Below are 13,484 nucleotides of genomic sequence, written 5' to 3'. Positions count from 1 at the left end.
CCACTCGGACTATTCGAGCCCCTGGCACATTTGCCGGGGGCTCGAATTATTTATGCGTGTGGGTGCTGCCGATCCTGCACTGGGACAACAGCACTCAGGGACTCACCTGTACCGAGGCCGCGAACTGCTCGCAAGGTTGTTTGATCGAGTCGAAGCCACCGATGTACTGGCAACCGGTGCTGACCTGAAGACCGTGCTCCACCAGCACATGCCAGATAACCGTCGAACCGTCACCGGGCTGTTCGGTGTAGGCGAGCCCGGACTTACCGCCGAAGACCACGTCGCGCTTCAGATCGCTCAGCTTGCCGTTGGGCTGCTGCTTCATCTGAGTTTCGAGATTGGCGGCGACCTGCTCGTATCCGGTGCCGGGGGCGACCGAGGTCTGGATCAGGGTGATGCGGGCGCGGGTGCCGTCCGACGGGACGAGGTCGACTCGCGATTTGGTGGGGTCGATGGCCTGCGTCAGGCGCCACCCTGCTGGGATCTGAAAGCGTACGCGTCCAACGGTTTCCGATGTTGACTTCGAGGTCGTCGGCGGTTGGGTGACCGGCGACTGCGCAGTCGTGCCTGCGGCCGCTGATGTGCTCGCTGCCGAGACCGCACGGGTATCGTCCGAGCCGCCGAATGCGAATACGGCACCGGCAGCCACTGCGGCGACCACCAGCACTCCGGCAATACCAGCGATCGCATAGGCCTTGGTATTTCGACCGGGCGGCTGCATGGCCGCGGCCCGCTGACGCAGCGGCTGCATCCACTCGGTGGTCGGCAATGGCGCGACTTCGGTCTGATATTCGGGTTCCTGCTGTGGTCCACGCACCAGATCCGCGCCCGCGATCGGACGCACTTCGATCGCCTGTGTGCAGACCTGTTGCACCGCCGAACGAATCATGTCCAGCTTCGCCGGATCGGAAACTCCGACGGCCTGAACAAAATCGGCTGGCTGACCCGCGAGCACGCGATCGATGAGCTCGCACAGATCGTAGAAGCCACTCGACTCCGGCTCCACATCGGCGACGGCGAGATTCGGTTCGTGCTCACACGATTCGATTCCGATGCCCTGATGGCTGCGCACCACGGCGGTCGCGGTGGTCGAGAGCGGGCCGCATTCCAAGACGACCGTGCGGCGGCTGCGGGCGGTGCCGACATCGGCGACCACCGCGCGAATCGCCATGTCCTCGAACACCACATCCGCGGCGAAGCGGCGGGCAGCCTCGGCGAATACCGCTCGCCGACGACCACCCCACTCGGTCGGACATACGACGGTGAGCTGCGCACACGGAACCGGGACACCGAGGTTGCGCATCACGGTGCCGACGACCGACCCCATCGCCTCGGCGAGACTCGGCACGCGCGGCAGCAAGGCGATCCGATCCGCCGCGACGTACTGGACGGCGGAGCTGACCTGCGTCGGCGGCGTAAGTGGTTCGCCGACAACGAGATCGCCGTTGCTGCCGAGCACCACCGAGGGCGGCACATCCCAATGTGTGGCAGGACCGCGCGCCCAGATGCGGGTGTCGGTCACCACCAGATCTACGTTCGACATCACTCGGCCGGTGGCATCCAGGCCAGCTGAATCAAGCCCTCACTATTGCGCGTGACGTAGGTGCCACGCCCAGGCGGTTTGATACCGGGCCGGGTGGTGCCGAAGAGCACGCCCTCGTCCTTATTGCAGCTCATGACCAGAGCGGCCGAACCGAGATCCTTCATGCGCGCGACCGTCGCCTCGTACATGGCCCGGCTGGCGCCACCGGAACGGCGCGCGATGATCACGTGGAAACCGAGGTCACGCGCATGCGGCAGGTGCTCGACCAGTGCCGACACCGGGTTGCCGCTGGAGGAGGCGACCAGGTCGTAGTCGTCGACGATGACGTACAGCTCCGGGCCACGCCACCACGAGCGGTCGCGCAACTGCTGTGGCGTGACGTCGGGTCCCGGCGTCCGCTGCGCGACATAGGCGGCGAGATCGGTCATGTTCTGGGTGAACTGCGGTGCGGTGGAACCGTATCCGGCGAGGTATCCGTCGGGCACGAGTCCCAGCATTGTCCGGCGGTAGTCGCCGAGGATGAAGCGCGCCTGGTCCGGGGTATTCGACGCCGCGATGCTGTCGATGATCGACCGGAGCAACGACGTCTTACCGCTCTCGGTGTCACCGAGGACGATGAAGTGCGGGCTCTCGTTGAAGTCGAGATAGACCGGCGCCAGCTCGGATTCGTTGATACCGAGCGGAATTCGCATGCACTTGACTTCCGGGTTGACCTGCGACGGCCAGTTGCCCGCGAGCTGCAGCAGTTGCTCGCGCGGCAGCATTTCCGGCAGCATCCTGGCCGCGGGCGCGGGGCGGCCCGGGGTCAGTCGAGCGATGGTCGCCACCGCATCGGCGACGGCCTGGCCGAGGTTGTCGTGATCCGCGCTGCTGTCGATGCGCGGCAGACCGGTCAGCATGTGCAGGCACTCGGGCGTCATACCGCGACCCGGACGGCCCTGCGGCACAAGCGAAGCGAACTTGCGGCCGAGATCGGAGTCCATAGGGTCACCGAGGCGGAGCTCGATGCGGGTGCCGATCTGGTCTTTCAGAGCGGGGCGGGCCTCGGCCCAGCGGGCGAGGGCGATGACCACGTGGACGCCGTAGGACAGGCCCTGGACCGCGAGATTCATGATGGGCTGTTCGAGGGGGTCGAAGTCCTGCCGAATCGAGCCGAAGCCGTCGATGACCAGGAAGACATCGCCGAAGGGGTCCTCGTGCGCACCGGCTGCGGCGGGGCTGCTCGCCGGGTCCATGGCACGGAGGCGGCGGAATTCGGTCATCGACTCGATACCGAGTTGACGGAACCGCGCTTCGCGCTGGCGGACGATGGTGGTCATTTCGGCGATGGTGCGGCGGACCTTGTCCTCGTCGAGACGGCTGGCCACCGAACCCACGTGCGGCAGGCCTTCGAGGCTGGCCATGGTGCCGCCACCGAAGTCGAGGCAGTAGAACTGCACCTGTTCGGCCGTGTGGGTGAGGGACAGGGCCATGATCATGGTGCGCAGAGCCGTCGACTTACCCGACTGCGGGCCACCGACGACCGCCACATTGCCTCGTGAACCCGACAGGTCCACGACGAAGGGGTCACGACGCTGGTCGTAGGGGCGGTCGACGATGCCCATGGGCGCACGCAGGGTGGCGACGGCGGAGTACTCGCCGGTGAGCACACTGCGCGGGATGAGTTGGTCGAGGGTGGGGGCCTCTTCCAATGGCGGGAGCCAGATCTCGTGGGCCGCGCGGCCGTGGCCGCGGATGCGGGAGGCCAGCATATTGAGGTTGGAGATCTGTTCGCCGTCCTCGGACTGCGGTTCGGGATCGTGCGTCGGCTCGGACGGCAGCGGGACCCGGTCGATGGCGCGGAAGTCGACATGGGTGGCAGTGAAAGGGCGTGCCTTGATGTCGATTTCGCCGCCCGCGACACCGGCTTGGGTGACCTCGCGCTGGGAGCCGCCGCCGACGTAAGGGCCGGAGACGTAGGAGGCCTGGAAGCGCTGGATCTCGCCGGAGTCGGACTTGAGGTAACCACCGCCGGGGATGCCGGGCAGATTGTAGGCGTCGGGGACGCCGAGGACCTGACGGGATTCGTTGGCGGAGAAGGTCTTCAAACCGATGCGGTAGGAGAGGTGGCTCTCCAGACCTTTCAGCTTGCCTTCTTCGAGGCGCTGCGAGGCCAGCAGCAGGTGCACGTGCAGCGAGCGGCCGAGGCGGCCGATCATCACGAACAGTTCGGCGAAATCCGGGTGCTGGGTGAGCAATTCGGAGAACTCGTCGAGGACAACGAACAGTGCGGGCAGCGGGTCGAGGTCGGCACCGGCGGCGCGCGCCTTCTCGTATTCGGAGACGTTGGCGAAGTTGCCCGCCTGGCGCAACACTTCCTGGCGGCGGTTCATCTCACCGGCCAGGGCGTCGCGCATACGGTCGACGAGGTCGGCTTCCTCTTCGAGGTTGGTGATGACGGCCGCGACATGCGGTACGCCGTCCAAGCCGAGGAAGGTCGCACCACCCTTGAAGTCGACGAGCACCAGGTTCAGCTGGTCCGGCGAATGCGTGGCCAGCAGGCTGAGCACCAGGGTGCGCAGGAATTCCGACTTACCGGAACCGGTTGCGCCGATGCACAATCCGTGCGGGCCCATACCGCTTTCGGCGGCTTCCTTGATATCGAGTTCGATGGGCGCGCCGTCCGCGCCGACACCGAAGGGCACGCGCAGCCGCTCGCGGCCGTAGCGGGGACGCCAGGCGTGCTCGGGGTTGAATGTGCCGATATCGCCGAGCTTCATCAGCTGGGTCCAGGTCGAGATCACGTCGGCGTCATCGTTTTCGACATCGCTGCTGCGCTGGGTTGCGGCGCGGTACGGCGCGAGTCGGCGAGCGACCTGCTGGGCCTGCTGCGGGCTGATCCGGTCGATCAGCGCGAAACGCTCCTGGTTGCCGGTGGCGCCGCGACCGACGCATTCACCGTTCTCGACCACCATCTTGATGCCGCGCGAAACCGCCAAACGCGGTGCGTAGCCGCATAAGTCGATGATGGTCACGCCCTCGTAACCGGATTCGCGAAGTTGGTCTTCTTCGGCTTCGAGCAGACCGCCGTCGACGACAATGACGATGTGCACCAGGTTGGCGTTGGCGGGTTGGTTACGGGAGTAGCGAACGCGGTTGGCCAGCAACGGATGCAGGCCCGCGGTGGCCTCCCGGATCGAGCCGTAGAACATGCGCTGGGTGCCGATGCCGTCCTGCGCGTCCGGATGCTGGGTGTGCGGCAGCCACTTGGTCCACGCCCATTCGCGGGCAGTATCCGGGCCGCATACGACGGCGATGAGCACCTGGTCGGGCGCCTGGAACATGCACAGCTGCAACAGCATTGCGCGGGTCATATCGCGGGCCTCGGCGCGGTCGCCGTCCAGTGCGATGGTCGCGAAACCCTTGACCGCGATCGCGGTCGGCAGATCCGGAACCGTGGAGTGCGCGCGCACGAAGCGACGCAGCGAAACCGCCGCGATCGGCTCCAATTCCTCGACAGGACCGGTCTCCGGCGCGACCAGACGGGTGGCCAGGCGCTGTCCGCCGATGCCGATGCGGGCGTGGCAGAAATCCTTGTCCCCGGCGCGGCGTTCCCACATGCGGGAAGTTCCGGCCAGCATCCAGATCAGGGCCGGCTCCGGATGGCTCCATTCGACGGAAGCGCGCTGCTGCGTGGCGGTCTGGTCGACGTCCTTTCGGACCTGATCGAGGTAGCGCAGGTAGTCCTTGCGGTCCTCGTTCGCCTCGGCCGCCTTCTGTCCCTTGCCGCCGCCCTGACCGGCGAACATGCCGACCATGGAGACGACCATCATCATCGGGAACATCATGCTCATCGGATTCGACGCGATGCTGCCGCCCTGCGTGAACAGCAGCGCCATCATGCCGACCATGCCGACGACCATCACGACCGGCATCAGCTTCGATACCAGGCTGCCCGGTGTCACCCTTGGGATTTCGGGCGGCGGCTGCAGCGTGACCTCGCCCCCTGGCGAGCGCGGCATCTCGCGACGCGCACGCCGCTGGAACCGGACGGTACTCATCGGACGAGATCCCCCTCTTCGCAAGCTGCACTTTTTCGGCCTCAGTGTAGAGGGCACAGCTGACATGTCGTACAGTTCGACCAGCATTCTGCTGCCCGAACGGTGGGTTCGCAAGCTCGGCCCCCTCGCTCACGGGACACGGAAATACGAGGTAGAGACCGAGTTGGGGGAAGCTTGACGCACGCGCGACTTGACCACATCGACGAAGAATCCTCGCGCGGCATCGTCCGTGCGCCCGACCTTGCCCGGGTCACGATTCTTGCGAAGCACACCCAGGTGGATATGGCGATTCCGGTCGATGTGCCGGTCGCGCTGGTGATTCCGAGTGTCGTCGATATGGTCGCTCAACACAGCCGCACCAACGATTTCGACAATGAGGGCGAGCGCTACGAGCCCGCCGAATGGGTGCTGGCCCGAATCGGCCATCCGCCGTTCTCCAATTCGCTGAGCCTCGGCGAGCACGGTGTGCGCGACGGCGAGCTGCTCATGTTGGAGAGCGCCTCGCATACCGCGCCGACGCCGCTGTTCGACGACATCATGTACAACGTCGCGATCGCCGACGCCGATCACTACCGCAGCTGGACCCCGAAGATCGCGCGGATCACCGGTTCGGTGCTCGCCGCACTCACCATGATCGTCGGCTGCCTCGGTCTTTTGCTGTCCAAAGACGCACTGCCGGGCTGGATCAGCGGTTCGCTCGCGTTGACCGTGGCGATTCTGCTGGTGGTCGCGGGCATGGTGCTCAGCAGGATGTACGGCGATACATCGACCGCGCTGGTGCTCGGCGGCTGTGCGCTGCCCGCCGCGTTCACCGCCGGAATGCTTTACGTGCCGGACGATTACGGCTGGGCGCATCTGCTGCTCGGTTCGGTATTGGTCGGCGCGACAGCGGTTCTCGCATGGCGTGTCACCGGCGTCGGACTCGCGCTGTTCATCGGCGCGGCCACGCTCGCGGTATACGCGGTACCGGCCGCGCTGGTCGGCGTGCTCACCGACCAGCCGGAGAAGGCCATCGGCGCCGTCGTGGCCGCGCTCGGGCTCGCGGGTCTCTCACTCGCGCCGCGGGTTTCGATGCTGCTCGCCAAGCTGCCGCTGCCGCCGGTACCCTCCCCCGGCACCCCGATCGACCCGACCGAGGACGATCCGGACGATCACCGCGCGCTGCCGACAATGGATGCGCTGCGGGTGAAGTCGGAGCGGGCCCGGATGTACCTGGCCGGACTCGTCTCGGCGACCACACTGCTCTCGGTAGCGGGTGCGTTGGCGGGCGCCGACCCCGGTGCGGAGGATCCGTATTGGCCGGGTATCGCGCTGGCGCTGGTGACCGCGGCGGTGCTGATGTTCCGCAGCCGGACCTACGCGGGCGCCGAACAGGCCGTGGTGCTGATCGCGGGCGGCGCGTCGATCGTGCTGATCATGATGGTCGGCGTCGCCGTCGGCATGGAGCAGCCGCTGGCCGTCTTCGGTGCGGCAATGGTGGTGCTGGTCGCAGCGTTGATTCTCGGCATCATCATTCCGAACCAGTCCGCGACACCGCCGATGCGCCGTGGCGTCGAATTGCTCGAGTACGCGTTCGTGGCCGCCGTGCTGCCGCTGGTGTTCTGGGTGGCCTCGCTCTACTCGCTTGTTCGCGGGCTGTGAACAGGCAGATGCGCGTCGCGGCGGCAGCCGTGGCGTTGGGCCTGAGCGCGTCGCTGGGGCTAGGGGCCGGTGCTGCTTCCGCGGATCACCCGCCCGCGGTGAATCCGGGGCTGCTGCCTGCGGGCGATCCGGCCGCACCACCCGAAAAGACCGAGCGGCCAGCGAATTCCGATTGCTCGAATACGGTGTCCGGTGGTGAGGGCGCGACGATTCCCACCGCGCAGCGCTCCCTCGATCTGGAAAGCGCGTGGCGGTTCTCCAAGGGTGAGGGCCAGACCGTCGCGGTCATCGATACCGGTGTCGCGCGGCATCCCCGGTTGCCGGGTCTGATCGCCGGTGGCGACTTCGTGGCGAACTCGGGCGACGGCACCGAGGACTGCGACGGGCACGGCACCTTTGTCGCGGGCTTGATCGCCGCTTCGAAGATCGACGGGCAGGGATTCTCCGGTGTCGCGCCGGAAGCACGCATCATGACCATCCGTCAAACCAGCAAGATGTATCAGAAGGAAGGCCGGTCCAGGGAACGGAATCCCGACGACCTGCCCGAGGGCTACGGCAATCTGGCCACCATGGCCTCGGCGATCCGGCGCGCGGCCGATGCCGGCGTCGGCGTCATCAATATCTCCGAGGTGTGGTGCGGCTCGTCCAATGACGTCGACGGATCCATCGGCGCGGCAGTGCGATACGCGACGCTGGAGAAGAACGTGGTCGTGGTCGTGGCGGCCGGAAACCAGGACGGCTCCTGCAAGACCGAACAGCAGATCATCGATCCGGTCAATCCGGCCGCCGATCCGTGGAGCAATGTCAAGGTCAATGTGAGCCCGGCGCGCTGGGACGACTATGTGCTCTCGGTGGGCTCGATCGATTCGAACGGCGCACCGTCGAAGTTCACGGTGCCCGGGCCATGGGTGAGTGTGGCTGCGCCGGGCGAGAATATGGTTTCGCTCGACCCGCGCGGGACCGGGACCGCGACCGGCACCGTGAATCAGCAAGGGCAGCAGCAGGCGATGAGCGGTACGAGCTTCGCGACGCCGCTGGTATCCGGTGTGGTCGCACTGGTACGGGCCCGCTTTCCAGATATGAGTGCGTTGGATGTGGTCAAGCGGATGCAGGCCACCGCGCACGCGCCCGCCGAGGGGTGGAGTCCGTATATCGGCTACGGCGCGGTCGATCCGGTCGCGGCGCTGACCGATGAGGTGGGCAGCACGGCACTGCCGCCCAAGCGGCCGAGCCCGGCCAAGAGCGCCCAGCTCGCGGTGCCGAAACCGGCGCCGCCGCCGGACAATCGGGCCCGCAATGTCGCGCTGATCGGCACCGGGATCATCGGGACCGCTTTGGTGCTCGGCTACCTCGCCTCGTTTCCGATCCGCCGCCGGTTCGGCGTCAAGTCGGACGATATGTAGCGTCTTCGTGGCAAACGGCGGTACATAGGGTGTCGCACCCGATCGATACAGGTAGTTCCCATGCACGCAGTACAACACGACGGCGGACAACCGAGCCGTAGACAATCCTGGGAACGCACGACCGGCATCCCAATGCTGGTGCTCGCTGTGCTCTTCATCGGTGTCTACGCCTGGCATGTGCTGGATACCGGAGCGTCACCGCGACTCGATGCCTGGCTCGAGCGGGTCGACATCATTATCTGGGCGGCATTCGTCGCGGACTTCGGCATCCGGACATGGCTGTCCACCGATCGCTGGCGGTTCGTGCGCACACATCCGCTGGAGCTGTTGATCGTGCTGTTGCCGCCGTTCCGTCCGGTGCGGTTGCTGCGGGCGGCGCTGTTGGTGCTCGATCAGCTCAACCGCAATCGGGTGACGCGTGCCCGTCTCGCGATATTCGTCGGCACCAGTTCGGCACTAACGCTGGTGCTGTGCAGTCTGGCGTTCTTCGATGCCGAATACGGCGCACCCGACAGCAAGATCCACAACTTCGGCGACGCCCTGTGGTGGTCCATGGTGTCGGTGACCACGGTCGGCTACGGCGATGTGTATCCAGTGACCGTGCAGGGCCGCATGATCGCGCTGATCCTGATGACGCTCGGCATCGGCCTGATCAGCTTCGCCATCGGTACCACAACCAGCTGGGTGATGGACCAGCTGAAGGCCGCCGAGGTTACCGCCGACCGCACCGAAGTGGAGATCACGATGCTGGTCGACGAAATCCGCGCGCTACGAAGCGAAGTCGCCGAGTTGCGCGCGGCCTCGATGTCCGAGGACTAGCTCAATTCGCCGAGGCGACAGGTGATTTCGAGGGTGACGGGTCTGCGGCGACGCCGTCGTGGGCGACCATGGCATCCGCGCGGGACAGGCTCGGACCGGCCGCGAGGAGGCCGACGATCGGCCACGGTGCTGGTTCGGCCTTAGTGCCCGAATCCGAGTCCATGCCGAGCGCCTTTTCGGCGTCGGAGTCCTTGACGCCGTAGCGGACACCGGTGTCGGCGATGTAGAACTTGCTGTCCTTGCGACGGCTGTCGGGTTCGATGCCGGTGGTTTGGACGAAAGCACCGGTGGCAGGCGGGATGTAGACCGAATCGGCGTTGGCGCCGGAGCCGTCCGCCTGAGCCAGCGGTACGAGTTTGGCGTTGTCCGGAATCGGCAGGGCCACACCGGTGAGCACCGTCAGTTCGGCGCGATTGCCGCCGTCCTTATTGTCCGCGGCGGCGGCCAGCGGCTTCCAGGACAAGCAGCTCACCGGCTGGTCCTTGTAGTCGACGATGGACGGTACGACCTGCGGATACGCATCGACCAGCAGTGCGTTCGACACCGGCGCGTAGGTCTTGTCGGTCTGATCGACGACGTCGTTGCTGGACGTCGAGCGGTATCGGCCGCGGATGATCTCGGCGGTCACCGATGAGATCTGCTGCAGACCGTCTTGCAGCACAACGTATTCAGTATTGGGCTGCGCGGGCACATGCACGACTTCGCCGATCCGGTGGTTGCCGACCGAGTAACTCACCGACCCGCCCGGATTATCGATCTTGGGCGGAATGATCGGCAGCACTTCGGGAATCGTATTGAGCAGACCCTCACCTATCGGCCGGGCGGTCGCGCCGGTGATCTTCAATGCGTCGGTGACAGCGCGGTCCTTGAGGTCGACGCGGGCGCGCTTGCCCTCGTAGACCAGATACGCCGAGTCCTTGCCCTGCACCAGCAGCGCCCGGTCCCTACCCATCACCGAGGCCTTCTCGCCGAGCGAGAGACTTCCAGCGAGCACCGAGGTGGTGAGGTCCTTGCTGCCGTCGACCTTCAGCTGATCGCAGACGGTCCAGATCCGGCCCTTGCCGTCCTTGTCGAAGCGCAGCGAGGAGGGTGCACCCGGAATGCCGATCAGCTGGCCGCGCGCCTTCTTGCCGATCTCGGATTCCTTGACTATGACGGCCTTTTCCGGCGATCCCGCGGCCAACCGAGCCGATGCGAGATTCAGCGTCGGATGCACCACATCGTTGATCATCACGTAGACGGCGCCGGATTCCTTGCCGATCAGGATCTTGTTGCTGCCGATCTTGTCCTGCGGACGCAGCAGTGCGAGCACGCCACAACCGGCCAGCACCACGATCGCCATGATCAATCCCGCCGCGTAGGCGCGGGACTGAGAGCGCATCGGATCGTGCAACATTCGCACGTCCCGTCGGACCAGCGCGTGTTCCATCCGCCGGACCAGGAAGCGGTAGCCGCTCACCTGCCAGCGTGTAGTGGGTTTTGAAGGCATGTTTCCCTCCCCGAACAATGCTCGCGTTCGCGGAACACAGTACAGTTCCCGAGGACTATTGTTCAGCTCGGCCGCTGCGATACGGCCGATACCGGGTACTTGGGGGACGACGATGGCCGAACAAGCCGGCGCGGGACCACGCCCGTTGCTCGGGCGCATCTCACTGCGGAATCTGTTGATCGCGCAGGTGATCGGGCTCGTTGCCGGACTGCTCGCCCTGTTGGTCGGGCTCGGTGCCTGGCCCGCGTTGGGCGTCGCGGTGGTCGCCGGACTGCCGCCGCTGATCCCGATTGCCAAGCGCACCATCCTGGATTGGATCGCCACCTGGTGGCGCTACCTCACCCACGGCGATTACGAGCTCGGCGATACCGTCGACTTCCGCGGCTCGGACGGTCGCTCGCTCGGGCTGTACTGGGACGGCAGCCGGGTTGTCGCCGTCGTCGAGGTGCTGGCCCCCAAGGGCGGACTGACCCGGATCGCTCGCACCACGGTGCACGCCTCGCATCTGCTGCCGCTGCCGGAACTGGCGAAATGCCTGAACCAGCACGACATTCTGCTCAGCGGTATCGACATCATCAGCCACGGTCACCGCAGCCGCTCCGGTACGCCCGCGGGCAAGATCTATGAATCGCTGCTGGGTCCGCTGCCCGCGACCGCGCACCGGAATGTGTGGCTCGCCATCAGTTTCGACGCGATCGCGTGCCCGGAGGCCGCGGCTCGGCGCGGTGGCGGCAGTGAGGGTGCGTCACGCGCGGTAACCATTGCGACGCAACGCATTATGCGCACCCTCGAGGACGCTGACTGCAGCGCACGCATCCTTACCGCACCCGAGATTCGCAAGGCGGTTCTGCAGGTCACGCAGGGCTTCGATCCGCGCACGCTGACCCACCGCTGGCGGTATGCCGAGATCGGCAACAGTGTGAATATCGGAAGTGCGGTCGACCCGAAGCGGCTCGGTTCGGATCTGCTCTCGCAGCTGTGGGTCGCGCCGTCGCGCGGTACGACCGTCGCGGTGCGGCTGCGTCCCGGTAGTTCGGCCGAATCGGTGACCATCGGCGCGGCTTGGCGGCTGACCACTCGGGAGCTGCCGGAGCGCACGAAGCTCAAGGGCCTGATCTCGATGAACGGGCGGCAGCGCGATGGTCTGCTCGCGCATCTGCCGCTGGGCATTCCGAATCTCGACGACGCCGTCCCGGTGACCGAGTACCCGATCGATGTGATCAGCGCACTGCATTTGCCGTCGTCGGGGTGCGGTCAGCTCATCGGCTCGGATGACGAGGGGCAGGGTGTCGCGGTCCGCATTGTCGGTACCGGTATTTCGACGGTTTATGTGGCCGGTGAGTTGTATCTGGCTCAGCAGTTGGTGTTCCGCGCGTTGGCAGTCGGTGAACGCATCCTGATCCGTACCGACCGGACGCATGCCTGGGAGAACCTGGTGACGACCATCGGGAATCCGGAGCGGCTGCAGATCGCGGTGGAGACGCATCAATCCGATTCCGGTTTCACCGCGACAGTGGTCGACGGTGTGCTGGCACCCGCACCGCACGCCGGTGTCACGACGATTTATGTCACCGGAGATCCGATGGGGTGGCCCGCGACTCGGCCGGACCTCTCGATCCACCAGCCGGGGGCCATCGGGAACCATGTGGTGCTGCGGACCGGGACTGCTCAGGTCGATCTGACGTTGGTGTCGATTCCGCGTGAGGCGACGTATATCGGACATCCGCGAGGGCGGCGAGCTATGGCGGGAAGTCCGCAGTAGCGCTGTTTCGTTGCGCGGGATCGGAGCTGCGGGTAGGCAGGTCCGCCCTGACTGCCGAGGAGCCAGGCGTTTTAGCGAGGGTAGTGAATTGGTGGTTGTCGTCGGCGCGTCGAACCACCATTCAGCTCCCCTCGTTGGGCTCGGTGCAGGGGGTGTGCGGCCGCGCGGGGTGGTCAGCCTGGGTAGGGGTCGGCGCTGCGTGCAGTGCGGAGAGTTCTTGCCCACCAAGCTAATTGGCAAATAAGGCGGTCGGCGGCGTCTATGGCGGCGCCGTCTTGGGTGTTGCCTGATTCGTCGAATCGCTTTTTGGCCTGGTGGAAGCTGACGGTTTCGCGGATGGAGACCATGTGGATTTCCGCGACTACCTGGCGGAGTTGTTCGACGGCGCGCAGGCCGCCGGAGAGGCCGCCGTAGGAGACGAAGCCGATGGGTTTGGCGCGCCATTCGTGTTTCGCGTTGTCGAAGGCGGTTTTCAGGGACGCCGGGTAGCCGTGGTTGTACTCGGATGTGATGGCGACGAAGGCGTCGGCGGCGGCCAGGCGCTGGCGATAGGCCTCGACCTCGGGGGTAAAGGTGAGGTCCGTGGGCAGCGGGGTGGTGATGAGATCGATGACGCCGGTGTCGAATTCGGGGGTCGCCCGGACCGTGCGCAGGAACCAGTCGGCGACCACTGGAGCGAATCGCTCCGGGCGCGTGCTGGCCACGATGACCTCTAGCCGTAGCGGAGTATCCACTGCGCGAGCCTAACTCGGTATGCCGACGGTACGGTCGAGGCTGGCGCGGCGAT

Annotated in this window: 8 protein-coding genes; 4 read left to right on the top strand and 4 right to left on the bottom strand. The window is 66.0% G+C overall.

Going from position 1 to position 13,484, the window contains the following annotated elements:
- Window positions 1-94: 94 nt before the first annotated feature.
- Window positions 95-1,543: a type VII secretion-associated protein gene (locus OIE68_RS36710; protein ID WP_327095506.1), complete on the bottom strand. Its 1,449-nt coding sequence runs from the start codon at window positions 1,541-1,543 to the stop codon at window positions 95-97.
- Window positions 1,543-5,583 carry a type VII secretion protein EccCa gene (gene eccCa / locus OIE68_RS36705; protein ID WP_327095505.1) on the bottom strand — a complete coding sequence of 1,347 codons (4,041 nt, stop codon included), beginning with the start codon at window positions 5,581-5,583 and terminating at the stop codon, window positions 1,543-1,545. The genes OIE68_RS36710 and eccCa overlap by 1 nt, the downstream gene beginning before the upstream one ends.
- 174 nt (window positions 5,584-5,757) lie before the next feature.
- On the opposite strand from eccCa, the gene eccD reads away from it, so the two are divergent.
- The 3 genes from eccD to OIE68_RS36690 are packed head-to-tail and all read left to right on the top strand — an operon-like array spanning window position 5,758 to window position 9,446.
- On the top strand, window positions 5,758-7,224 hold the full coding sequence (gene eccD / locus OIE68_RS36700; RefSeq protein ID WP_327095504.1) for a type VII secretion integral membrane protein EccD: 1,467 nt from the start codon (window positions 5,758-5,760) through the stop codon (window positions 7,222-7,224).
- Between the two features lie 8 nt (window positions 7,225-7,232).
- Window positions 7,233-8,627 carry a type VII secretion-associated serine protease mycosin gene (gene mycP / locus OIE68_RS36695; RefSeq protein WP_419150838.1) on the top strand — a complete coding sequence of 465 codons (1,395 nt, stop codon included), beginning with the start codon at window positions 7,233-7,235 and terminating at the stop codon, window positions 8,625-8,627.
- 60 nt (window positions 8,628-8,687) lie between these two features.
- Entirely contained in the window at window positions 8,688-9,446 is a 759-nt protein-coding gene (locus OIE68_RS36690; protein ID WP_327095502.1) for a potassium channel family protein, read from the top strand.
- A 1-nt stretch (window position 9,447) separates the two neighbouring features.
- On the opposite strand, the gene eccB is transcribed toward OIE68_RS36690, so the two are convergent.
- Window positions 9,448-10,935 carry a type VII secretion protein EccB gene (eccB, locus tag OIE68_RS36685; protein ID WP_327095501.1) on the bottom strand — a complete coding sequence of 496 codons (1,488 nt, stop codon included), beginning with the start codon at window positions 10,933-10,935 and terminating at the stop codon, window positions 9,448-9,450.
- 112 nt (window positions 10,936-11,047) lie between these two features.
- Between eccB and eccE the strand changes: the two genes are divergently transcribed.
- A complete protein-coding gene (gene eccE / locus OIE68_RS36680) occupies window positions 11,048-12,697 on the top strand; it encodes a type VII secretion protein EccE (RefSeq protein WP_327095500.1) in 1,650 nt (549 codons plus the stop codon).
- Between the two features lie 173 nt (window positions 12,698-12,870).
- On the opposite strand, the gene OIE68_RS36675 is transcribed toward eccE, so the two are convergent.
- Entirely contained in the window at window positions 12,871-13,431 is a 561-nt protein-coding gene (locus tag OIE68_RS36675) for an NAD(P)H-dependent oxidoreductase (RefSeq protein WP_327095499.1), read from the bottom strand.
- Between the last annotated feature and the right edge of the window lie 53 nt (window positions 13,432-13,484).

Source organism: Nocardia vinacea, from assembly GCF_035920345.1.
Classification (GTDB): Bacteria; Actinomycetota; Actinomycetes; order Mycobacteriales; family Mycobacteriaceae; genus Nocardia; species Nocardia vinacea_A.
This window is presented reverse-complemented; position numbering and strand designations above follow the sequence as displayed.

Coding starts and splice junctions, on each gene's coding strand:
- eccB (WP_327095501.1), bottom strand. CDS start 10,935: ATGCCTTCAAAACCCACTACACGCTGGCAGGTGAGCGGCTACCGCTTC.
- eccCa (WP_327095505.1), bottom strand. CDS start 5,583: ATGAGTACCGTCCGGTTCCAGCGGCGTGCGCGTCGCGAGATGCCGCGC.
- eccE (WP_327095500.1), top strand. CDS start 11,048: ATGGCCGAACAAGCCGGCGCGGGACCACGCCCGTTGCTCGGGCGCATC.
- OIE68_RS36710 (WP_327095506.1), bottom strand. CDS start 1,543: ATGTCGAACGTAGATCTGGTGGTGACCGACACCCGCATCTGGGCGCGC.
- mycP (WP_419150838.1), top strand. CDS start 7,233: ATGCGCGTCGCGGCGGCAGCCGTGGCGTTGGGCCTGAGCGCGTCGCTG.
- OIE68_RS36690 (WP_327095502.1), top strand. CDS start 8,688: ATGCACGCAGTACAACACGACGGCGGACAACCGAGCCGTAGACAATCC.